This window comes from Actinoplanes cyaneus (genome assembly GCF_016862095.1).
Taxonomy (GTDB): domain Bacteria; phylum Actinomycetota; class Actinomycetes; order Mycobacteriales; family Micromonosporaceae; genus Actinoplanes; species Actinoplanes cyaneus.
The window spans coordinates 164,953-187,323 of sequence record NZ_BOMH01000058.1 but is presented as its reverse complement, the minus strand read 5'-3'; the positions used below and the strand labels follow the sequence as shown (position 1 = coordinate 187,323).

General features: G+C 71.7%; 20 protein-coding genes. 13 read left to right on the top strand and 7 right to left on the bottom strand.

The genetic code is table 11. From position 1 onward, the window contains the following. Window positions 1-24: 24 nt before the first annotated feature. Both Acy02nite_RS35230 and Acy02nite_RS35225 read right to left on the bottom strand, forming a co-directional pair. The gene (locus Acy02nite_RS35230; RefSeq protein ID WP_203751192.1) at window positions 25-375 is read right to left on the bottom strand and encodes a 4Fe-4S dicluster domain-containing protein; all 351 of its coding nucleotides are present in this window, start codon (window positions 373-375) and stop codon (window positions 25-27) included. Next, complete coding sequence (locus Acy02nite_RS35225; protein ID WP_203751189.1) at window positions 372-1,973, bottom strand: FAD-dependent oxidoreductase; 1,602 nt, start codon at window positions 1,971-1,973, stop codon at window positions 372-374. Before Acy02nite_RS35225 ends, Acy02nite_RS35230 begins: the two co-directional genes overlap by 4 nt. 136 nt (window positions 1,974-2,109) lie before the next feature. Here Acy02nite_RS35225 and Acy02nite_RS35220 point away from each other — a divergent pair, with 136 nt between their 5' ends. Then, window positions 2,110-2,700, top strand: coding sequence for a TetR/AcrR family transcriptional regulator (locus tag Acy02nite_RS35220; RefSeq protein WP_239175478.1), 591 nt, complete (start codon window positions 2,110-2,112; stop codon window positions 2,698-2,700). A 268-nt stretch (window positions 2,701-2,968) separates the two neighbouring features. Here the strand turns inward: Acy02nite_RS35220 and Acy02nite_RS35215 are convergent, their stop codons facing one another. Genes Acy02nite_RS35215 through Acy02nite_RS35205 form a run of 3 tightly spaced genes read right to left on the bottom strand, consistent with a single transcriptional unit; the run spans window position 2,969 to window position 7,012 of the window. Continuing rightward, window positions 2,969-4,666 (bottom strand): glycerol-3-phosphate dehydrogenase/oxidase, encoded by a 1,698-nt coding sequence (locus tag Acy02nite_RS35215; protein ID WP_344820598.1) that lies wholly within the window; start codon window positions 4,664-4,666, stop codon window positions 2,969-2,971. Continuing rightward, window positions 4,666-6,183 carry a glycerol kinase GlpK gene (gene glpK / locus Acy02nite_RS35210; RefSeq protein WP_203751185.1) on the bottom strand — a complete coding sequence of 506 codons (1,518 nt, stop codon included), beginning with the start codon at window positions 6,181-6,183 and terminating at the stop codon, window positions 4,666-4,668. Before glpK (Acy02nite_RS35210) ends, Acy02nite_RS35215 begins: the two co-directional genes overlap by 1 nt. Then, window positions 6,176-7,012: an MIP/aquaporin family protein gene (locus Acy02nite_RS35205; RefSeq protein ID WP_203751171.1), complete on the bottom strand. Its 837-nt coding sequence runs from the start codon at window positions 7,010-7,012 to the stop codon at window positions 6,176-6,178. Before Acy02nite_RS35205 ends, glpK (Acy02nite_RS35210) begins: the two co-directional genes overlap by 8 nt. 124 nt (window positions 7,013-7,136) lie before the next feature. Here Acy02nite_RS35205 and Acy02nite_RS35200 point away from each other — a divergent pair, with 124 nt between their 5' ends. Both Acy02nite_RS35200 and glpK (Acy02nite_RS35195) read left to right on the top strand, forming a co-directional pair. Next, complete coding sequence (locus Acy02nite_RS35200; protein ID WP_203751168.1) at window positions 7,137-7,892, top strand: IclR family transcriptional regulator; 756 nt, start codon at window positions 7,137-7,139, stop codon at window positions 7,890-7,892. A gap of 11 nt (window positions 7,893-7,903) precedes the next feature. Further along, complete coding sequence (gene glpK, locus Acy02nite_RS35195; RefSeq protein WP_203751165.1) at window positions 7,904-9,397, top strand: glycerol kinase GlpK; 1,494 nt, start codon at window positions 7,904-7,906, stop codon at window positions 9,395-9,397. On the opposite strand, the gene Acy02nite_RS35190 is transcribed toward glpK (Acy02nite_RS35195), so the two are convergent. After that, complete coding sequence (locus Acy02nite_RS35190) at window positions 9,394-9,621, bottom strand: zinc-ribbon domain-containing protein (RefSeq protein WP_203751147.1); 228 nt, start codon at window positions 9,619-9,621, stop codon at window positions 9,394-9,396. The genes glpK (Acy02nite_RS35195) and Acy02nite_RS35190 overlap by 4 nt on opposite strands. Before the next feature lie 43 nt (window positions 9,622-9,664). Between Acy02nite_RS35190 and Acy02nite_RS35185 the strand changes: the two genes are divergently transcribed. Together Acy02nite_RS35185 and Acy02nite_RS35180 are read left to right on the top strand one after the other, a co-directional pair. Then, a complete protein-coding gene (locus Acy02nite_RS35185; protein WP_203751144.1) occupies window positions 9,665-10,354 on the top strand; it encodes a nucleotidyltransferase family protein in 690 nt (229 codons plus the stop codon). A 181-nt stretch (window positions 10,355-10,535) separates the two neighbouring features. Continuing rightward, window positions 10,536-11,249: an NADPH-dependent F420 reductase gene (locus Acy02nite_RS35180; protein ID WP_203751141.1), complete on the top strand. Its 714-nt coding sequence runs from the start codon at window positions 10,536-10,538 to the stop codon at window positions 11,247-11,249. A gap of 627 nt (window positions 11,250-11,876) precedes the next feature. Here Acy02nite_RS35180 and Acy02nite_RS35175 read toward each other — a convergent pair. Beyond that, complete coding sequence (locus Acy02nite_RS35175; protein WP_203751138.1) at window positions 11,877-12,878, bottom strand: lipid II:glycine glycyltransferase FemX; 1,002 nt, start codon at window positions 12,876-12,878, stop codon at window positions 11,877-11,879. A gap of 167 nt (window positions 12,879-13,045) precedes the next feature. Here Acy02nite_RS35175 and Acy02nite_RS35170 point away from each other — a divergent pair, with 167 nt between their 5' ends. Genes Acy02nite_RS35170 through Acy02nite_RS35135 form a run of 8 tightly spaced genes read left to right on the top strand, consistent with a single transcriptional unit; the run spans window position 13,046 to window position 22,361 of the window. Continuing rightward, a complete protein-coding gene (locus Acy02nite_RS35170) occupies window positions 13,046-13,816 on the top strand; it encodes a polysaccharide deacetylase family protein (protein ID WP_203751135.1) in 771 nt (256 codons plus the stop codon). Then, window positions 13,809-14,945 (top strand): aminotransferase class I/II-fold pyridoxal phosphate-dependent enzyme, encoded by a 1,137-nt coding sequence (locus tag Acy02nite_RS35165; protein ID WP_203751131.1) that lies wholly within the window; start codon window positions 13,809-13,811, stop codon window positions 14,943-14,945. The genes Acy02nite_RS35170 and Acy02nite_RS35165 overlap by 8 nt, the downstream gene beginning before the upstream one ends. Before the next feature lie 15 nt (window positions 14,946-14,960). Further along, window positions 14,961-16,169 carry a glycosyltransferase family 4 protein gene (locus Acy02nite_RS35160; RefSeq protein ID WP_203751122.1) on the top strand — a complete coding sequence of 403 codons (1,209 nt, stop codon included), beginning with the start codon at window positions 14,961-14,963 and terminating at the stop codon, window positions 16,167-16,169. A 12-nt stretch (window positions 16,170-16,181) separates the two neighbouring features. Beyond that, complete coding sequence (locus tag Acy02nite_RS35155; protein WP_239175476.1) at window positions 16,182-17,714, top strand: tyrosine-protein kinase domain-containing protein; 1,533 nt, start codon at window positions 16,182-16,184, stop codon at window positions 17,712-17,714. Beyond that, the gene (locus Acy02nite_RS35150; RefSeq protein ID WP_239175475.1) at window positions 17,707-18,978 is read left to right on the top strand and encodes a lipopolysaccharide biosynthesis protein; all 1,272 of its coding nucleotides are present in this window, start codon (window positions 17,707-17,709) and stop codon (window positions 18,976-18,978) included. Before Acy02nite_RS35155 ends, Acy02nite_RS35150 begins: the two co-directional genes overlap by 8 nt. Further along, entirely contained in the window at window positions 18,975-20,189 is a 1,215-nt protein-coding gene (locus Acy02nite_RS35145) for an O-antigen ligase family protein (RefSeq protein WP_203751121.1), read from the top strand. Before Acy02nite_RS35150 ends, Acy02nite_RS35145 begins: the two co-directional genes overlap by 4 nt. Beyond that, complete coding sequence (locus Acy02nite_RS35140; protein WP_203751119.1) at window positions 20,186-21,328, top strand: hypothetical protein; 1,143 nt, start codon at window positions 20,186-20,188, stop codon at window positions 21,326-21,328. Before Acy02nite_RS35145 ends, Acy02nite_RS35140 begins: the two co-directional genes overlap by 4 nt. A gap of 10 nt (window positions 21,329-21,338) precedes the next feature. After that, complete coding sequence (locus Acy02nite_RS35135; RefSeq protein ID WP_203751117.1) at window positions 21,339-22,361, top strand: GNAT family N-acetyltransferase; 1,023 nt, start codon at window positions 21,339-21,341, stop codon at window positions 22,359-22,361. Window positions 22,362-22,371: the final 10 nt, after the last annotated feature.

Below are 22,371 nucleotides of genomic sequence, written 5' to 3'. Positions count from 1 at the left end.
AGGGGGCGCTTCATGCGGTTCCGGTCAGGGTGGCGTTATCCGGGCCCTGCCCAGCTCCGGGCCGACCGCCAGCCGCGCGCCCGGCTTGCGGCCCCGGCCCCAGCCGATCTCCCGCCGGTAACTGCCGAGCAGCCCGCTGCCGGCCAGGTGCGCCTCGTCGCGCAGCGGCGAGCCCGGCTCGGCCGGATGCCGCAGCGGCGCCACGAACAGCGCGTCCGCCGGGCAGTGCGCCTCGCACATGAAACAGGTCTGGCAGTCGGACTGCCGGGCGATCACCGGCAGCCCGTCCGGCCCCCGGTCGAAGACGTTGGTCGGGCAGACCGCGATGCAGACGTCGCAGGTCACGCAGCGTGCCGCCGAGACGACCTCGATCACGACGCCACCGCCTGGCGGTCCGCGGCCTCCGGGCGGGTCCAGAGCTCGTCCAGGCCGCCGACGGTGAGGCGGCGGCGCTGCGCCGGGTCGAGCGCCGGGAAGTCCTCGCGCCGGGCCATGCCGCGACTCTCGGTGCGGGCCAGCGCGCTGGTGTACATCCAGCGGGCGTGCGCGACCATCGCGGCGGCCTGCCGGGTGCGGACCGCCTCGGCGCCGCGGGCGGCGGCGCTGCCGCGCAGGGTCGCCCAGACGCGGTCGAGCTCGGCGAGCGCCGGTCGCAGCCGGTCACCGTGCCGCAGGTAGTTCCGGTCGTACGGGTGGACCTGCGCGCGAATGACCTCGACGGCGGCCGCGGGGTCCGCCGCATCCGGGCCGTCCACGCCCGCGCCCGGGCCGTCCGCGCCCGCGCCCACCAGCCGGCGGCGGTGCCGGGTCGCGCCCAGGCTCGCCGCGAACCGGGCCGCACCCCGGCCGGCCCAGGTGCCCGACGACATCGCCCACGCCGAGTTGTGGCTGCCGCCGCCGGTGAACCCGCCACAGATCAGCTCACGGGTCGCGGCGTCCCCGGCCGCGTAGAGCCCGGGCACCGTGGTCGCGCAGTCGTCGCCGGCGATCCGGATCCCGCCGGTGCCCCGGACGGTGCCCTCCAGCAGCAGGGTCACCGGGAACTTCTCGGTGAACGGGTCGATGCCGAGCCGGTCGAACGGCAGGAAGAAGTTCGGCTGGCCGAGCCGCATCTGCGCCTGCTGCTCCGGGTCCGCCTGGTCGATGCTGCACAGCACGGTGCCGGCGCGCAGCAGCTCACGGGCGATGACCGTACGGCCGCCCTGGCTCCCGGCGCCCTCCAGGCGGGTGCCGTCGGCGCGGAAGAACGTCGCGAAGTTGTAGTACGCGGTCTTGGTCACCGAGGAGAACGCCGGGGCGATCCCGTATGCGTTGGAGAACTCCATCCCGGACAGCTCCGCGCCCGCCTCCGCGGCGTAGAGCGCGCCGTCCCCGGTGTCGACGTCGCACCCGAGCGCCCCGCTGAGGAACGCGCACCCGCCGGTCGCGAGCACCACGGCGCCGGCCCGCACCCGGTACTCCGTGTCGTGCTGACGGCGGTGCCCGCGCACCCCGGCGACCGTGCCGGACGCATCCGTGAGCAGCTCCAGGACCGGGCTGTGGTCGAGGATCCGCACGCCGGCGCGACGGATCCAGGAGCGCATCCGCCGCATGTACTCCGGGCCCTGCACGCCCCGCTTGTGCGGTTCGCCGCCGACCACCGGGAACGGGTAGCGCGCTTCGGTCCCGAGGCGGTTCATGTTCTCGTACGTCTGGTCGAGCACCCGCGCCGCCCAGCGCCGGTCGGCCAAGTGTCCGCCGAGTGCCTCCCGGCTCGCCATCGCCTGTTCGCGCTGGTCAGGGTCGGGTTGCACGTACCAGACACCGGTCCCGCCGGAGGCGGTCGGCCCGCTCGTCCCGCAGTAGCCCTTGTCGAGCAGCAGCACGTCGGCCCCGGCCCGCGCCGCGGTGAGGGCGGCCCAGGCGCCGGCCGGTCCACCACCGGCGACGACGACGTCGGCGGTCAGGTCGAGCGGGGTCGGATCGATGGACATGGGGTCTCCCGTCGGGTGGGAACAGGTCCGCACCCCGAGCATTCAACCCACAAAGCCTATCTGTCAACTAGGGTATCGCGGACCGGGACCGCACCCGCAAGATCATGCCGCCGGTGATTGCGTCAGACTTGTGAACGTGACCACCAGCTCGACCCCGCCACCCCGGCGCCGGGACGCGGCTCGCACCCGGCAGTTGCTGCTCGACGCCGCCGTGCGCCGCTTCGCCACGGCCGGCTACGCGGAGACCACGGTCCGGGACATCGCCGACGAGGCGGGCGTCAACGTCGCGCTGATCAGCCGGTACTTCGAGTCGAAGGTCGGCCTGTTCGAGGCCGCCCTCACCGCCAGCTTCACCGAGCTGCGGGCCGCGGCCGGTGATGTCACCCCCGCCGAGGTCCCCGAGACGATCGCCCGCCAGGCCGTCGGGCAGAGCATCGCCGGCGGCCCCAGCCACAGCCTGCTGCTGATCCTGCGCTCCCCCGGCGACGAGCGCGCCGACCAGATCCGCCTGCGCTTCCTGCGGATGTTCGCCGAGAAGATGGCGAAGGCCGCGTCCCTGCAGGGCGGCGACCCGGACCTGCTGCGCGCCCAGATCCTGCTCTCCACCGCGATCGGCGTCACGCTGCTGCGCGCCGGCAACCTCGAACCCCTGGCCTCCGCCTCGGCCGAGGACCTGACCATCCCCCTGCGCGACGTGGTCGAGGCTTTGATCAAGAAACCTTCCTAGGTACGACGACGATCACGCCCGTTCTCAGGCGACACGACCAAGCCCCCTGAGTGCCTTCGCGACCCCCGCCGTGGTCCGGGTAGCTGCGGCGACTCCCGGTTCCGGCTGGTTCTCATGGGCGTTATTCGTGCCTCATAACGCCCATGAGAACCAGCCGGAACCGCAACCCGCGCCGCCGCCCGGGACCACAGCCGAGCTCGCGCCGACCCCGACGCGAGGCCGCTGCCGCTCACCCCCGCCACGCGACTCGCCGTACGCGCGAAGGGGGTCAGGACAGGCGGACCGGGAACACCTCCGGGGCGCCGAGGCGGGCGGCGTCGGCCGTCTCGTCGGACTGCTGCTCCTGGGACGCACGTTCGGCCTCGACACGGAGGCGGTAGTGCTCGACCTCGCGTTCCTGCTGCTCGGGGGTCCATCCGAGGACCCGGCCCATCAGTTCCGCCACCTCGGGTGCGGCCACGGTGCCACGGTCGAACGTCTCGATGGAGATGCGGGTCCGGCGGGTGAGGACGTCGACGAGGTGGCGCGCGCCCTCGGCGGCGGCCGCGTAGACGACCTCGGCGCGCAGGTAGTCGTCGGCGCCGTCGAGCGGCCGGGCCAGCGACGGGTCCTTGGCGATCAGCTCCAGCAGCTCGCGGATCAGTGCGCCGTACCGGCCGAGCAGGTGCTCGACCCGGGCCACGTGCAGGCCGGACTCCGCGGCGATCAGGCCACGGCGGTTCCACAGCGCGGTGAAGCCCTCGGCGCCGATCAGCGGCACCTTGTCGGTGCAGCAGCGCGCGATCGGGCGGTTCAGGTTGAAGGCGCACGCGTCGACCGCGTCCTTGGCCATCACGCGGTAGGTCGTGTACTTCCCGCCGGCGACCACGACGAGCCCGGGGACCGGACTGGCCACCATGTGCTCGCGCGACAGCTTCGACGTCGACTCGGACTCGCCGGAGAGCAGCGGGCGCAACCCGGCGTAGACGCCCTGCACGTCGGCCCGTTCCAGCGGCCGCGCGAGCACCTTGTTGACCTCGGTGAGCAGGTAGTCGATGTCCTTCGCGGACGCCGCGGGGTGCGACTTGTCGAGGGCCCAGTCGGTGTCGGTGGTGCCGACGATCCAATGCCGGCCCCAGGGGATCACGAAGAGCACGCTGGTCGCGGTCCGCAGGATCAGCCCGGTCGACGACTGGATCCGGTCCCGCGGCACGACGAGGTGGATGCCCTTCGACGCGCGGACGTGGAACTGGCCGCGCTCGCCCACCAGCGACTGGGTCTCGTCGGTCCACACCCCGGTCGCGTTGATCACCTGCTGGGCGCGGATCTCGAAGGTCCGGTCGTGCTCGAGGTCGTGGACCTTGACGCCGGTGACCCGTTCCCCCTCGCGCAGGAAGCCGATCACCTCGACCCGGTTCGCCACGTGCGCGCCGTAGGCGGCCGCCGTCCGGGCCAGGAACATCGTGTGCCGCGCGTCGTCGAGCTGGGCGTCGTAGTACTGCAACGCCCCGACCAGCGACTCCTTGCGCAGCGCCGGGCACCGCCGCAGCGCGCCGCGGCGGGTCAGGTGCCGATGGCGGGGCAGCGAGCCGGACCACGCCATCGTGTCGTAGAGGGTGACCCCGGCCCCGGCGTAGAGCCGTTCCCAGCCACGGTGCTGGAGCGGGTAGAGGAAGCGGACCGGCCGCGCCAGGTGCGGCGCGAGGCGGGACAGGATCAGCCCGCGCTCCCGCAGCGCCTCCCGGACCAGCCCGAAGTCGAGCATCTCCAGGTATCGCAGGCCGCCGTGGATCAGTTTGCTGGATCGGCTGGACGTGCCCGAGGCGAAGTCGCGCGCCTCGACGAGCCCCACGGAGAGTCCCCGCGTGACCGCGTCGAGGGCGCAACCCGCCCCGACCACTCCCCCACCGATCACCAGCACGTCGAGCTCGGCCCCCGCGAGGGCGGTCAGCGCGGCGTCCCGGGATTCCGGCGAGAGAGCTGTCATCAGTCCACGTCCACCCAGTCGAGGGTCCGCTGCACCGCCTTCTTCCAGCGGCCGTAACCCTGTTCCCGCTGGTCCTGCGACCAGCTCGGCTGCCAGCGCTGCGACTCGTTCCAGTTCTCCCGCAGCTCGTCGGTGTTCTTCCAGAACCCGACGGCGAGGCCGGCCGCGTACGCCGCGCCCAGCGCCGTGGTCTCCGCGACGACCGGTCGGCTCACCGGCACGCCGAGCACGTCCGCCTGGATCTGCATGGCCAGGTTGTTGACGGTGATCCCGCCGTCCACCTTGAGCACGTCGAGCGTGACGCCGGAGTCCTGCGCCATCGCGTCGACCACGTCCCGGGTCTGGTAGCAGATCGCCTCGAGCGTGGCCCGGGCGATGTGCGCGTCGGTGTTGAACCGGGACAGCCCGACGATCGCGCCGCGCGCGTCGGAGCGCCAGTACGGCGCGAACAGCCCGGAGAACGCCGGCACGAAGTAGACGCCGCCGCTGTCCGGAACCTGCGCGGCCAGGGTCTCGCTCTGGTCGGCCGACTTGATGATCTTCAACTGGTCGCGCAGCCACTGCACGGCGGAGCCGGTGACCGCGATCGAGCCCTCCAGGGCGTAGACCGGGGCGGCGTCGCCGAACTTGTAGCAGACCGTGGTGAGCAGCCCGTTCTCCGAGCGGACCAGGTTCGTGCCGGTGTTCAGGAGCATGAAGTTCCCGGTGCCGTACGTGTTCTTGGCCTCGCCCGGCGCGAAACAGACCTGCCCCACCGTGGCCGCCTGCTGGTCACCGAGGTCCCCGGTCAGCGGCACGTCCCCGCCGAGCGGCCCGTCGACGTGCGCGATGCCGTACGTGTTCGGGTCCGACGACGGCCGGATCTCCGGGAGCATCCGCCGCGGGATGTTGAAGAACGACAGCAGCTCGTCGTCCCAGTCGAGGGTCTCCAGGTTCATCAGCATGGTCCGGCTGGCGTTGGTCACGTCGGTGACGTGGTTACCACCCTTCGCCCCGCCGGTGATGTTCCAGAGCAGCCACGAGTCGGTGTTGCCGAAGATCGCGTCGCCGCGCTCGGCGGCCTCCCGCACCCCGTCGACGTTCTCCAGGATCCACTGGATCTTGCCGCCGGAGAAGTACGTGGCCGGCGGCAGTCCCGCCTTGCGCCGGATCACGTCGCCGCGGCCGTCCCGGTCGAGCGCCGAGGCGATCCGGTCGGTGCGGGTGTCCTGCCAGACGATCGCGTTGTAGTACGGCCGGCCGGTGCGCCGGTCCCACACCACCGTCGTCTCGCGCTGGTTGGTGATGCCGACCGCGGCCAGGTCGCTCGCGCTCAGGTTCGCCTTCTGCATGGCGGTGCGGACGACCGCGACCGTACGCTCCCAGATCTCGATCGGATTGTGCTCGACCCACCCGGCCTGCGGCAGGATCTGCTCGTGCTCGAGCTGGTGGCGGGCCACCTCGTTGCCACCGTGATCGAAGATCATGAAGCGGGTGCTGGTCGTGCCCTGGTCCACGGCCCCGACGAAGTCAGCCACGGTTCGCCTCCACATTGTCGCGTGCCGCCGGGACCTCGCCCACCTCTTGGGGCTCGGCCGACGGCAGGAATCGTCCGATCAGATACTGGTACAGACCGGCCCCGACCACACCACCGATGATCGGTCCCACGATAGGTATCCAGAAGTAGAGATAGCCGTTCTGATCTCGGAACGCCCCTTCGTAACCGGTGAAGAAGCTGGCCAGGCGCGGCCCGAAGTCACGGGCCGGGTTGATCGCGTAACCGGCGTCGGTGCCCCAGGCCATGCCGATCGCGACCACCAGCAGGCCGACCACGACCGGGCCGAGGTTGGCGGCCGGGGCGTTGTTCGCCACGTCGGTCAGCGCGAGGATCACGAAGAGCAGGATCGCCGTGCCGATGATCTGATCCCGGAACGCGCCCCACTCCCCGACCGGCAGGGTGCCGTTGCCGGGCAGCGTCGAGAAGACCCCCTGCGTCTTGATCGTCAACCCGGGGTCCGCCGCGTGCAGGACCTCGGTGTAGTTCCAGCGCACCAGCAGCGCGGCGACGAACGCGCCGAGGAACTGGGCGAGGGCGTACGGCGCCACCTTCCGCCAGGAGAAACCCTTGAAGACGGCGAGCGCGATCGTCACCGCCGGGTTGAGATGGGCGCCGCTGAGCCGCGCCGCCACGTACACGCCGAGGGTGACGCCCAGGCCCCAGGCCCAGGCGATGCTGTCGTGATCCCCGATGCCACCGGCGACGACCTGCGCCACCACCCCGCAGCCGAACAGGATCAGGATCAAGGTGCCGGCGAACTCCGCCGCGAGCTCACCGACCAGTCCAGGAACTTTGAGTCGTGCGGCCATGCTCCCTCCTTCGTCCGATGCTCGGACGGTAGGGACGTCGATGGGTCCGGAGCAACGAACACCGGTCGGCATTGTCGAACATCCATGACGGCGGGTCGTAGCGCGACCGCATAGAGTGCGAAACATGCCGGGAACAGTGCAGTCCATCGAGCGAGCGGCCGCGATCCTGCGGATGCTGGCCGGCGGGCGGGGCCGGCTCGGGCTCAGCGAGATCGCCCGGTCCCTCGACCTGGCCAAGGGAACGACCCACGGCATCCTGCGTACGCTGCAGGGCGTCGGCTTCGTGGAACAGGACCGCGGCTCCGGGCAGTACCAGCTCGGCGCCGCCCTGCTCCACCTCGGAACGAGCTACCTGGACATCAACGAGCTGCGGTCACGCTCGATCAACTGGGCGGACCCACTGGCCGCGCGCAGTGGCGAGGCGGTCCGGATCGGCACCGTCCTGGAAGGGCAGGCGCTGGTCGTGCACCACGTGTTCCGGCCGGACGACACGTTCCAGACGCTGGACGTCGGCGCGCTCCTGCCGTTGCACGCGACAGCGCTGGGCAAGGTGCTGATCGCGTACCGCGCGGGGCCCGTCCCCGCTGATCTGCCGGCGTACACCAGGAAGACCCTGACCGCCCCGCGGGAGCTGGCCGCGGCGCTCGATCAGGTCCGCGAGCACGGCTGGGCGGCCGACGTCGAGGAGTTCACCCTCGGCCAGGCAGCCGTCGCCGCGCCGATCCGAGGCTATGGCGGACTCGTGATCGGCGCCATCGGCGTTTCCGGACAGGTCGAGCGGATCTGCGACAGCCACTACCACCCACACCCGCACCTGGTCACCAGCGTGCGGGATGCGGCCCGGGCGATCTCCAGGGATCTCGGAGCGGCCCGGCGATAGAAGGGGACACCATGACCGAGAGCTATGTGGTCGCGATCGACCAGGGCACCACCTCGACCCGGTGCATCGTCTTCGACCGGCGCGGGCAACTGGTCTCCCTGGCCCAGCAGGAACACAAGCAGCACTTCCCGAAGCCCGGCTGGGTCGAGCACGACGCCATGGAGATCTGGCGCAACGTGGAACGGCTCGCGCCGCGCGTGCTGCGCCGGGCCGGGATCACCATCGACCAGGTCGCGGCGGTCGGCATCGCCAACCAGCGGGAGACGACGGTGATCTGGGACCGCGTCACCGGCATCCCGGTCGGGCACGCCATCATCTGGCAGGACACCCGGACCGACGCCCTGGTCCACAGCCTCGGCGCACTTCCCGGCGCCGCCGCCGTCTCCGACATCTCCGGGCTGCCGCTCGCGACGTACTTCTCCGGCCCGCGCCTGCGCTGGATGCTCGACCACACCCCCGGCCTGCAACAACGCGCCGAGCGCGGCGAGGTGCTCTGCGGAACGATGGAGACCTGGCTGATCTGGAACATGACCCGCGGCTCGCACGTCACCGACGTGACCAACGCCAGCCGCACCATGCTGCTCGACGTGCACGAGCTCGACTGGTCCGCCGAGGCACTCGACTTCTTCGGCATCCCCCGCGCGATGCTGCCCGAGGTGCGGGCGTCGATCGGCGCCTTCGGCACCGCCAGCGAGGCATTCCCGGGAGTACGGATCGGGGCCGCGCTCGGCGATCAGCAGGCCGCCCTGTTCGGGCAGACGTGTTTCACCTCCGGCGAGGCCAAGTGCACCTACGGCACGGGCAGCTTCCTGCTCCTGAACACCGGGACCGAACTCGTCAAACCCGGGCACGGACTGATCGGCACCGTCGCGTACCAGGTCGCCGGCGAGTCCGCCTGTTACGCCCTGGAGGGCTCGATCGCGATGACCGGCTCGCTCGTCCAGTGGTTCCGCGACCAGCTGGAGCTGATCTCCAGCGCCCCGGAGATCGAAACCCTGGCGCGTACGGTCGCCGACAACGGCGGCTGCTACATCGTGCCCGCCTTCTCGGGGCTCTACGCGCCGCACTGGCGATCCGAGGCGCGCGGCGTGATCGTCGGCCTGACCTCGTACATCACGAAGGGTCACCTGGCCCGGGCGGTGCTGGAGGCGACCGCGTGGCAGACCCGCGAGGTGGTCGACGCCATGAACGCGACCTCCGGTCTGGCCCTGAAGACCCTCAAGGTGGACGGCGGGATGACCGCCGACAACCTGCTCATGCAGATGATCGCCGACGTCCTCGACGTGCCGGTGGTCCGGCCGCTCGCCGTCGAGACGGTGTCACTGGGCGCGGCGTACGCGGCCGGACTCGCCGTCGGGTACTGGCCCGACCTCGACGGCCTGCGCCGCAACTGGCACATCGCCGGCCAGTGGATGCCGGCCATGGACCCGGCACTGCGCGACACCGAGTACGCCAACTGGCAGCGCGCGGTGCAACGCACCTTCGACTGGATCCAGCCCGCCTAGGCGTACGCGGGAAGGGGTTTGATCTGTCTGAGGGACATGCAGTGACCGCAGCGCAGCAGGTACTTCCTCGGCGCCACCGGGAACAGCGGGACGAAGAACAGGGTGAATCTGGTGGTGCGGGCGAACCGGGCCTGCGGGGCGGTCCAGCCGCAGACCTCGCAGGTCAGGACCCGGGTGTCGAGCAGGTCGTCCTTGGTGCGCATGCCGAACAGCAGGAAGAACATGACTCCAGCCTGACACCGGCCCACAAGCGCTACCGTGGCCGGCATGAATTCTCCGGTGGTGGACGAATTCGGGACGCGGCTGCGGGCGGCCGGCTGGGTGAGCGACCTGCTCGTGGCCGGGTCGCTCGCCACCGGTGACTACATCGCCAGGGTGAGCGATCTCGACCTGGTCGCCGTCGTCCCCGCGCCGCCCGATCCTGATCAGATCGCCGCGCTCCACGCCGGGTTCGATCCGGCGCTGAACCTGGGCTGCGTCTACGTCGCCGAGGACCGGCTGGGAGATCTGCGCGCCGAGCATCCGACCTGGACACATGGCCAGCTGGTGCAGCGCGTCCTGTCCGGCGTGACCCGGGCCGAGCTGGTCCGTCACGGGTACCCGGTGTTCGGCCGCCCGCCCGCGTCGCTGCTGCCGCCGATGACCGATGACGACATCCGGGAAGCGGCGCGCGCCGAGCTCACCGGTTACTGGGCGTGGGCCGCCCGGCGACCGTGGATCTTCCGGGATCCGGCGCTGGCCGACCTCGCTCTCACGTCGATGGCGCGGGGCCGGCACGCTCTGGCCCACGGGTCGCTGCTCACGAAGTCGGCGGCGGTCGAGTCCGCGGCCGCCCCACCGTGGCTGATCGCCCAGCTGCGTGACCGGCGTCAGGGCCGGCCCGTGTCGTCCCCGCGCCTGCGCACCGCGTGGCTCGCCTGGCGCGACACCCGCCGCACGGTCAAGGCCGCGGCCTAGGCTCCGCCATCGGCCCCGCGCGACGCCGCCGCCACTCCAGGAAGCCGCGCGACTCACCCTCGCCAGCTGGTTCTCATGGGCGTTATGAGACACGAATAACGCCCATGAGAACCAGCTGGGGTCGGGGGCGTGTGACTGGCGGGAGCGGGCTGCGGCGTCGGGGGTGTGCCGCGGGTCACGAATGGGGCGGTGGTGGAATCGGGGCGGGGAGTGGCGGGTTCGCGCAGGTATGACGACCATCGGACTTATCGGTAGTGGGAACATCGGCGGGACCGTCGCGAAGCTGGCCGTGGCGGCCGGTTACGACGTGGTGCTGAGCAACTCGCGCGGGCCGGAGACGCTGCAGGACCTGGTCGCGGAGCTGGGGCCGAAGGCGCGCGCGGCGACTGCGGCCGAGGCGGCGGCCGCCGGGGACATCGTGGTGGTGACCGTGCCTCTGAAGGCTTACGCCGACGTGCCGGTCGCGCCGCTCGCGGGCAAGGTCGTGATCGACACGAACAACTACTACCCGGAGCGGGACGGGCAGATCGCAGCCCTCGACAACGATGAATCGACCACCGGTGAGCTGCTGCAGCAGCACCTCACCGAGAGCAAGGTGGTCAAGGGCTTCAACAACATCTGGTTCGGGCACCTGGCGAAACTGGGCCGGCCGTCCGGGTCGGCCGATCGGACCGCGCTGCCGATCGCTGGTGACGACACGGCCGCGAAGCTGCTGGTCACCGAGTTCCTGGACACGATCGGGTACGACGCGGTGGACGCCGGGCCGCTCAGCGAGAACTGGCGGACACAGCGGGACACCCCGGTCTACGTGACGCCGTACGGGCCGTTCGGCGGCGAGGCCACCCCGGCCGGCGCCGAGGTCGTGCGCAAGGCTGTCGCCGAGGCGAAGCGCTGACGCACACCGGGTCTGTCGCCGGCTGTGGCGGCAGGCCCGGTGCGTGCGACACTGGCGCGCGGATCGCCGCTTCCCCGCTGAGGACCGGTAATGCGTAAGCGTCTCGCCGCCATGATCGCCGTTCTGCCCCTCGCCGGAGTGGTCGCGGCCTGCGCCGATGCGGAGAGCGGCCGGCCGGACACGCCGCCGGCGACGATTCTGTCGGTGACGCCGAGCATGGCCCCGGCCGGGGCGGGAAGTGCCCCGCCGTCGAGCCCTGCCCCGCCATCGAGCCCTGCCCCGCCGGCGGTCACCCCGAGCACGACCGGTCACGCAGGGACCAGGTCACCGGCCGCGCGGCCGCGGGTGACCACGACTCCGGCGCTTCCGCCGTACCGGCCGCCGACGACCGGGAGGCCTCTCCTCCCGAGCGGACGGGTCACGCCGCCGCCACCGATCGCGGACGATCCGGACGACGCTGAGCAGCGCGACCGGCGAGCAAGGTCCCCGCTGCCTGCCCGGCACCACAACCGCTGACCAAACCTGCCGGGCCGGCCCCCACCGTGGTTGTCGGGCGCCGGACACCACGGTGGCAGCCAGCCGGGAACCGCGAGCCGCGCGGCTGGGCCGCACCGTGGTTTGCTGGGGTCAGCGGGTCAGGCGGGCGGCGGTGCGCTGCTTGAGGGCGTACGCCTGCTTGGCGGTGTCCCGCAGCCGGGCGACCAGCGGTGACCGCGACTGGCGGGCCCACGGGACGGCGACCTCGGTGGTGCCGTACTTCGTCTTGTACGCGTTGCCGCCCACGAAGTCGAACTCCGTCACGCCGCGCGCCTTGGCGAGCCGCAGCGCGTGCCAGATCAGCGCCTCGTTGGGCCGCAGATGCTGGTGCTCGCGGTAGCTGGCGCCGCCCCAGAAGTACATCGTCCGGTGGTACCACGGCAGCACCGCGGTGGCGATGCACCGGCCCTCGGCGTCCCGGGCCCGCAGAAGGCTGATCCGACCCGGCGGAGTGAGGTGTCGGATCAACGACTTCACCCGTTCGACGGGATAGGTGGGGACCAGATTCTGTTTCGCGAAAACGTCGCGTAATTGATCGTAGAATTCGTCGGCGAATGACGGATCGGCGTCCGCCTCTTCGATGATCACCCCGGACTTGGCGGCTTTGCGGATATTGCGGCGGCAGGCGCTGGTCATCGCGCCCAGGAGGGTGTCCTCGTCCGGGCGCAGGTCGATCACCGCGGTGGGCGCGGCGTCCCAGCGCAGGCCCAGCCCGGCCAGGTCGGCCTGGCTCGTGCCGCGGTCGCGGACTTCGAGGTGGGCGCAGCCGAGCTCGTCGAACGCGAACCGGGTCAGCGCCTGCAGCGCGGCCCGTCGCGGGACTTCCGGCCGGAGGTTGAAGCCCAGGTAGGAGGTGGTCCAGCCGGCCATCGGACTGCCCAGGATCCGGAGGCCGTAGCGCCGGGTGAGCAGGCCGGTGAAGTGGCCGATGGTGACACCGTCATCGCTGACGGTGGCGAGGAGCGGCTCGGCGCGCTGGCACTCGGCCACGAACGCGAGCCACTCGGGAGTGTGGAAGATCAGACGGTCCTGGTAAGTGGCGCGGTCGGCGTGGAGGGCGGGAGCCGGCTCCACCCGCTGCAGTCGAAGCATCCGTGTCGCCCCGATCGAATTAGGCGTCGAAGGCGGATGATGCCCCGCCGAACGGCCATTCCGCAAGGCCCGTGCGGACCATTCGGTAATTGACGTGAATCATCTTCGTGTTCGGCGTGACAATTGCTACTGACGTCCGCCCGGATTCATTTGCCAAGGTAATGGCCATGGAGACGCCGACGGCCATCAAGCGACGTCTGAACGAACTAGGCCTGCGCAGCCGGCTCCGGGCCCGGCCTCGGACGCAGGGCCGGGTGCTGGCGCCGGCCGGGCTGTTCCGCCGCCTGCCCAGCGCGCCCGGCCTCTACTTCCCCTTCTATCACGACGTGCTGCCGGAGTACGCCGGTGACCTGCGCCGCCACCTGCGCACCCTGCTGCGGGTGGGTCCGATGGTCAGCTGGGACGACGCCCTCGAGGTGCTGGCCGGGCAGCAGCCGCTGACCGGGCCGGTGTTCTGCCTGTCCTTCGACGACGCCCACCTGAGCTGGCGCGACGTGGTCGTCCCGGTGCTGCGGGAGCTGGCCGTGCCGGCCACGTTCTTCGTGACCACCGACCTGGTCGGCCGGCCCGGCAACCTGACCTGGCACGACTGCCGGGAGATCCGGGACGCGGGGTTCAACTTCGGCTCGCACACGGTCAGCCACCTGCGACTGGCCGATCAGGACGACGCCGGGGCGCGGCGCGAGATCGTGGACTCCAAGCGGGAGATCGAGGACGAGCTCGGCGTCGAGGTGCGGGACTTCGCCGCCCCGTACGGCTATCCGAACGTCGACTTCACCGAGCGGGATGTGCGAGCCGCGCGGGAGGCCGGTTACCGGAGTTTCGCGACCACCCTGCGGCCGGCCATGCACGCCGGCGACTCCCCGATGTGGATCACCCGGCAGGGGTTGCACCCGGCCTGGCCCATCATGGCCGTACGGACCCGGGTCCATGACTGAGCCGGCCGAGCGGACGCCACGCATCTACCTCTCACCCCCGGATGTGACCGACGTCGAGCGCAAACTGCTGCTGGAGGCGTTCGACTCGAACTGGGTCGCGCCGGTCGGGCCGGATCTGGAGGCGTTCGAGGACCGGTGCGCCGAGGTGACCGGGGTGCGGCACGCGGTCGCGCTGAGCAGCGGCACGGCGGCGCTGCACCTGGCCCTGATCGCGGCCGGGGTGCGGCGCGGCGACACGGTGCTGGTCCCGTCGTTCACGTTCGCCGCGACCGCGAACGCGGTGATGTACCTGGGCGCCCGGCCGGTGTTCCTGGACAGCACGCCGGAGAGCTGGAACGTCGACCCGCAGATCGTCGCCGACGAGTTGCGCGGCCGGGCGGTGCGGGGCAACCTGCCGCGCGCGGTGATCACCGTGGACCTGTACGGGCAGTGCGCCGACTACGAGCCGATCCTGGACGCCTGCGACCGGTACGGGATACCGCTGATCGAGGACGCGGCCGAGGCGCTCGGCGCGACCTACCGGGGACGGGCGGCCGGATCGTTCGGGCAGGCCGGGGTGCTCTCCTTCAACGGCAACAAGATCGCCACCACCGGCGGGGGCGGGGTCCTGGTCACCGACGACGGCTCGATCGCCACGCAGGCACGGCACCTGGCGACGCAGGCGCGCGAGCCGGTGCTCCACTACGAGCACCGGACGGTCGGCTACAACTACCGGCTCAGCAACCTGCTCGCCGCGGTGGGGCGGGGACAGTTGCAACGGCTGCCGCGGCTCGTCGAGGCGCGGCGGGCCACCTTCGAGCACTATCGCGCGGCGCTCGGCGACCTGCCCGGCGTGACCTTCCAGCCGGGGGCGGCTCACGGCGTACCCAATCGGTGGCTGACCTGTCTTCTTCTCGATCACGACCAGCGTGACCGGGTCATCGCGGAGCTCGACCGGGTGAACATCGAGGCGCGTCCCACGTGGAAGCCGATGCATCTGCAGCCGGTCTACCGGGACTGCGTGATGCGCGGCGGCTCGGTCAGCGCCGACCTGTTCCATCGCGGGCTCTGCCTGCCCAGCGGTTCCGCGCTCACCCCGCACGACCGGGATCGCGTCGTGTCCGTCGTCCGCTCGGTAGTGATGCAGTGAAGGAGTGACCGGCTGATGCGCGTCGTCTACATCCACCAGTACTACTGCAACCCCCAGATGGCTGGGGGTATCCGCTCCTATGAGCAGGCGCGGCGGCTGGTGGCCCGCGGGCACACCGTCGACGTGATCACCACCGACATCACTCCCGGCGATCGTGAGCTGGGCTGGCGGGTCACCCACGAGGACGGGGTGACCGTCCACTGGTTCAAGATCCCCTACAACAACCACATGTCGTACGCGCGGCGGATCCGCGCGTTCGCCGAGTTCATGCTGCTCGCCACGATCCGCGCGGCGCGGTTGAAAGCGGACCTGGTCTTCGCCACCAGCACGCCGCTCACCGTCGCGGTACCCGGCGTACTCGCCGCTCGGCTGCGCCGGGTGCCGTTCGTCTTCGAGGTCCGTGACCTGTGGCCGGAGGTCCCGATCGAGATGGGCGTGCTGCGCAACCCGCTCGCCCGGCGACTGGCCGGTGGGCTCGCCGACTTCGCCTACCGCAACGCCGCGGAGGTGGTCGCCCTCTCCCCCGGCATGGCCGCCGGCGTCACCAAGCGGCGCCCCGGCACCGCTGTCACCGTGGTGCCGAACGCCGCCGATCTGGACCTGTTCCACGTCGACCCGGCGCAGGTGAAGCGGTTCCGGGGCGAGCACCGGTGGCTCGGCGACCGGCCGCTGCTCGTCTACACCGGCGCGCTGGGCCCGGTGAACGGCGTGGAGTACCTGGTGCGGGCCATGGACCGGATCCGCGACACCGACCCGGGGGTCCAGCTGCTGATCGTCGGGCACGGGCGGGAGTGGGAGAGCACCGGACGGCTCGCGGCCGACCTGGGGTTGCTGGACCGGACCGTACGGATGTGGGAGAAGGTCCCGAAGTCCGAGCTGCCGGTGATCCTCGGCGCCGCCACCATGTCGACCAGCACGGTCCGCCCGATCCGCGGGCTCTGGGACAACTCGGCGAACAAGTTCTTCGACGCGCTCGCCGCGGAACGGCCGATCGCGATCAACTACGGCGGCTGGCAGGCCGACCTGCTGACCGAGAGCGGCGCGGGCCTGGTGCTCGACCCGCACGACGCGGACGCGGCCGGCGACGTCCTCGCGGCCCGGCTGCGGGACGAGGACTGGCTGATCAAGGCCCGTGCCGCGGCTCACCGGCTGGCCGTCGAGCAGTTCTCCCGCGACATGCTCTTCGAACGGTTCGAAGCGGTGCTGACCAGGTCCGCGGCCTGAAACGGGGTAGTGATGGAACTGCGCGCCTATGTCCGGGCCTGCCGCCGCCGATGGCTCTGGCTGGTGATCCCGGTGCTGCTGGCCTCGGCGATCGCCGGGGCCCTGACCCTGACCGCGAAACCCGCCTACCGGTCGTCGATGATCCTGTTCGTCTCGGCCGGCACGGGCGACCCGGACGCCGAGGCGCGCCGCCTCAACTCCTACATCGCGCTGCTCACCGGCCCGCGGGTGGCCCAGGGCGTGGTCACCAAGCTCGGCTCGGAGAAGGTCACCGCCGACCAGGTGCGCGCCGCCCTGAGTGCTCAGGTCAGCGAGGGCACTGACCTGCTGGAGATCGCGGCGGCCGACCCGTCCGCCGCCAGGAGCCGGGAGATCGTCACCACCGCCGCGTCCGTGCTGGTCACCCTCGCCGCGCAGATCGCCCCGGCGAACCCGGCCGACGGCGGGCCGGCCCCGAACATCTCGGTCCTGCAGGACGCCGAGACCGTCCGGCAGCCGACCGGCCTGGCCCGCAACGCCGGGTTCGCCGCGGTGCTCGGCCTGCTCCTCGGGGCGGTCGCGGTGGCGATCCGGGAGGCGGCCGGCCGGACCGTCGGCGAGGAGGACGACCTGCGCCGGCTCGGCGCGGGCACGGTCGGGGTGATCTCGCTGGACGGCCGGGACGGTCGCGGCGAACACCCGGACCAGGCCCTGGCCGAGGCGTTCCGGCGGCTGCGCAGCCTGCTCCCGGGGATCACCGACGGGCACCGGGGCAGCCCGCGCGGGCGGGCGCTGATGCTCGCCGGCCCCGGGCGCAAGGAGGGCACGACCGCTGTCACGTGCGGACTCGCGATCGCGCTGGCCGAGACCGGGGCGCGGGTCGTGCTGGTCGATGCGAACCTGCGGTCGCCGGGTGTCGGGCGCTACCTGTCGCTCGACCCGGCGCCCGGCCTGGCCGAGGTGCTCTCCGGCGCCGCCCGGGTGCCGGACGTGCTGCGCGAGTCGCTGAACGGGCGGCTCACCGTGCTGCCGGCCGGCGAGGACGCTCCCGATCCGGGCGGGCTGCTCGCCTCGCCCCGGCTGCCGGCGACGGTACGGACCCTGACCGAGCGTTTCGACGTGGTCCTGCTCGACGCGCCGCCGCTGAACGGGCCGGCCGACGCCGCGGTGATCGGCGCGGTCACCGACAGCGCGTTGCTGGTGGTCCGCGCGAACCGGACCCGCGCCGCCGATGTGGAGCGCTCGATGGAGCTGCTGCAGAAGGTCGGCGCGAAGCTGGCCGGGGCGGTCCTCAACGCGCTGCCGCGCAAACTGCCGACCGGGCAGGCGTGGGCCGCGGCCGCGCAGGTGCCGCCGTCCGAGATGCTGATCCCGCTCGACGAGCCGGACGAGCCGGCGCCGGTCAGCACGCCACCGGCCCCGCGGTCGCCGAACGGGGTGGTCCGCGGGCGGGCGCGGGTGGTGAAGGCGGCGCTGGCCGGCTCTCCCCCCGGCGACGAAGCACGGGTGATCGACGAGGAGCCGGAGAAGCCAGAACAGTCAGAGGAGCCAGAGGAGCGTGAGTGACCTAGCCGGGCTCGCCCCACGCCGCGCCGAGCCGCTCGCGTTCGTCCGCGCGCAGCTGCGCGAGCCGGCCGTCCAGATCCTCGCCTCCCAGGTGCTCACCGGCGCGGTGGCGATGGCCGCGAACATCCTGATGGTCCGGTCGATGACGCCCACCCACCGTGGTGAGGTCGCGCTGCTGCTGCAGGTCGTCTACCTCGCCACGCAGGTGCTGCTGCTCGGCACCGAGCGCAGCTTCGTGGCCAGTTACCACAACGTCGCTCCCGGGCCGGCCGTCCGCGCGTACGGCAAACTGCTCCTGATCCCCGCATCGGCGGGGCTGGCCGGCGCGATCGTCTTCACGGTGGTCTCGCCGCACCACCGCAACCCCGGTCCGCTGATCGTGGCGCTGCTCGTCGTCTACACCATCGTGGAGGCGTCGGCGCTGGCCAGTCGCGCGGTCGCGATCGCGGTGGGGCGCGTACGGGACTTCATGATCTGCCGGGTGCTGGAGTCGGTGCTGCTGCTGGGGATGCTGATCGGCCTCTACGTCACGCACACCTCACATCCGGAGACCTGGTTCCTGGCGTACGTCATCGCCGGCGCCGCCCCCACGATCGCGTACCTGATCGTGTGGCTGCGGCTGCCGGTCGACCCGGACGCCGCCCCGATCCACCGTGACCTCAACCGCCAGGTGCGCCGCGAGGGTCTGGCGCTGTTCCCGGCGGCGATCTCGAACATGGCGATGCTGCGCGTGGACCGGCTGGTCATCCCGGCGCTCGCCTCGACCGCGGCGCTCGGCCTCTACACCAGTGTCGCGACGATGACCGAGCTGCTGGCGTGGCCGATCCGGGCGTACGCCGACTCGCGCCTGGGCCGCTGGCGGGCCTCGCACAACGACGGCGGCCTGCGGGCGCGCCCGATCGTGCTGGCCACCGCGGTCTACTCGCTGGCCGTGGTCCCGATCGTGGCCGGCGGCCTGTACCTGCTGATCGTCCCGGTCTTCGGTCACCAGTACGCGCCGGCCAAGGTGGTCGTGCTGCCGCTGGTGGTGGCGGCCGGGCTGTACGCGGTGTCCCGGGTGACCCTCGGCCTGCTGATCGCGAAGGGGCGCGGCGGGCTCGTCTCGATCGCGGAGATCACCGGATTCGCGGTCAGCTTCGCGGTGTACCTGCTGCTCATTCCGAAGCTGGGCATCCTCGGGGCGGCGTACGGCTCGCTCGCCGGGTACGGCGCCTGCCTGGTGTTCGCGCTGATCACGACGTACCTCGTGAAAGAGCGGCCATGAGACAGCGGATCTTCCTGGCGCCGGGGCTGCTGCTCGTGCTGATCGCGATCGGCGGGCGGTTCACCCTGGACCGGGCCGGCTTCCCCGAGCTGGCCTGGGTCGACCTGCGCGTGGTGGGTACAGCCATCGCACTGGTCACTCTGGCGATCGACCTTGCTGTCCGGGACAGATCGGACCGGAAACCCGGGGAAGGCTGGCTGGTCGCCACCCTGATCTTCTTCGTGTTCCAGATCGCCTCCGCGCTCTGGGCCCCGGCCGCGTCCCGGGTCGGCCCGCAGACAGTGGACCTGATCCTGCTCGGCACGCTGACCCTGGCGTTCTACTACTGGACGCTGGGCGACCCGGACCGCGCGCTGCACTACACGTTCCAGCTGTTCTTCGTGGCCGCGATCGTCTTCGCGCTCGCCGCGATCTTCGTCAACGGCCCCGGCGAGCAGGGCCGTTACTCGGCGTTCGGCGGCGGCCCGAACGTCTTCGTCCGGATCGAACTCCTCGGCGTGATCAGCGCGATCACCCTCTCCCTGCGCTCGCGGCGCTGGCTGCCGCTACTGGTCACGCCGCTGTTCCTGCTGGCCGCGGTGCTCTCCGGCTCGCGGGCCGGGCTGATGGCCGGCGGCGCGGTCGGGGTGGCCGCACTGTGGAAGATCCGCTCCCGGCTCAAGGCCGGCCCGGTGATCGCGGCCGGGATCTTCCTGGTCACCGCCGGGATCGTCATCTGGTTCTCCGCGCCGCCCGCGTTCACCAGCCTGTTCCAGGAGCGGTTCGTCGAGCAGACCGTGCAGGAGCAGTACCTCTCCGACCGCACCGACATCTGGGCCGCGGCGATCCGGATGGCGGTCGATCATCCGCTGGCCGGGGCCGGGCTGGACGGCTTCTACGGTCTGATCGGCGTGAACCAGATGGTCGAGTATCCGCACAACTACGTGCTGGCCGTCGCGGCCGAGGGTGGACTGATCGGCCTCGGACTGCTGGCCTGCGCGGTCATACTGTGGGCCAGGACCGTACGCGGTGGCGGCGCCCGTCCCCAGGTGACCGGGATCGCCGTGGCGGCGGCCGTCTTCGTGGCGTTGAGCAGCCTGTTCTCCGGGGACTACTACGACGCCCGGCTCTTCTGGACCTTCGCCGCGATGGCCGCCGCGGCCGCGGTGGCGCGGGCCCGGACGGTCGCGACCGCCGCGCCCGCCCGCGAGAAAGAGGCGGTAACACCATGACTTCCCGTTCGACCCGGCGCACCCTGCTCCTGCTCGGGGTCGGCTCGGCCGTCGCCGCGACCCTTGCGGAGAGCGCCGCCCGGCCGTGCGTCGCCCGGCCGCTGCCCGAGGCCCAGGCGCCGGCGGCGTCGCCGTCGCGCACCGTCAAGCTCAAACCGGTCAGCTACTGGGCCCGGGTCTTCGAGCAGAGCTGGGACTACCAGTCGGTCACCGCGCAGCCGATGAGCCGGTCCAAGGACAGCCAGGACCACTACGACCTGGCGTACACGCTGGACGGGAACGTGGCGATGTTCCGGGCCACCGGCGCCACGCGGTACCTGGACCGGGCGCTGGCCTACACCGAGAACGTGGTGGCCGCGTCGTCGCCGTCCACGGCGCTGCCGCGCAGCACGTTCCGGGACCGCTACCGCGGCTGGGGGTCCAGCAAGTCCGGCCAGGGCGGTGACGAGGTGCCGCTCTACGAGAGCTACTTCTGGCGGTACGCCACCCAGCTGCTGGTCGCGATGCGGCAGGACACCAAGGTCCACGCGAACGCCGGTTACCGCGCCCGCTACGACCGGCTGCTGTCCTTCGCCGAGGTGGACGTCTTCGAGAAGTGGTTCACGCGCGGCGCCTCGGAGACCATCTACCGCGACCGCACGCACATGGCGGCGCACTGGGCCCTGATCGCGCTCAACCTCGGCCAGCTCACCGCGGACGCCGACCGGCGCGCCCGGTACCGGCAGGTGCTGACCACGATTGGCGCGCAGATCCGCAACCAGATGACCCGCAACCCGGTCGAGCCGACCGCGTACTTCTGGAGCGACGTGTGGGGCTCGACCCGCCGGCCCGGGCAGGACGTGGGGCACGGCAACGGCGTCATGGCGTACGTCGTGGAGGCCCGCGACCAGGCCGTCACCTGGAACTCGGCAGACGTGCACGCCTTCGGCAACCTGCTCACCAGGGTGATCTGGCCCGGCGGGACCACGTACCACGAGTTCGTCGACGGCACCGGCAGCGACAACGGCTGGATCGCCGACGGCTTCGTCAAGCTCGGCCGTTACGACCCGGCCGTCCAGCACCGCCTGGAGTCCTACCAGGTGGTCAACGACCAGTTCGCCGCGAACATGGCGCTCAACGCAAAGATCCTGCGCGCGTGAGGAGACACCGATGACGGCATCGCTGCTGGAACCGGCGGCCCGGGAATGGAAGGAGGCACTGGGACACGTCGCCCACGACCTGTACCACGTGCCCGACTACGTCGTCCTCGACGCCCGGCTGTACGGCGGGACGCCGGCCGCGTTCCACTTCGAGCAGAACGGGCGGCGGGTGCTGCTCCCGCTGATCATCCGGGAGATCCCGGGCTCGGAGCTGCGGGACGCGCTCTCTCCGTACGGCTACCCCGGCCCGGTCAGCGACGCCGTCCCCGGTGACCTGCCGTTCTGGCGCACCGCCTGCGCCGCCCTGACCGCGACGATGCGCGCGGAGGGGATCGTCTCGGCCTTCGTCCGGCTGCATCCGCTGCTGGGCACGCCGTCGCCGGTGCTCGCCGAGACCGGCGCGCTGGTCCGGCACGGCGAGACGGTCTCGATGGACCTGACCCTCAGCGTCGAACAGATGTGGCAGCAGACCCGCAGCGACCACCGCAACCACATCAACCGGGCGAGACGCGCCGGCACCCGGGTGGTCTTCGACGACTGGAGCCGGCTGGCCGCCTGGGTCGAGGTCTACCACGACAACATGCGGCGCGTCGGGGCCGCCGATTACTACTTCTTCACGTACGACCATCTGGCCGCGCTGCACGACGCGGTCGGCGACCACATGCACCTGGCCGTCGCGCTGGAGGGCGACGAGGTGGTCGGGGGCAACACCTTCTTCGAGTACGACGGGATCGCCACCGGATACGTCTCGTCGACCCGTCGCGCCCGCGGCCGGTACGCCGACGAGTTGCTCTACGACTCGGTGCGCCGCTGGTGCTCCGAGCGTGGCATGCGCGTGTTCCACCTGGGCGGCGGCAAGGGCGGGGCGGCCGACTCGCTCTTCTCCTACAAGGCCGGCTTCTCCCCCGCCCGGCACCCGTTCCACACCTGGCGGGTCGTGGCGGACCGGGACGCGTACACCCGGCTGGTGCGTGATCGGAGGCCGGAGACCGATCCCGCGGACCTGACCGGCACCTTCCCCGCTTATCGATGAGGAGTGCATG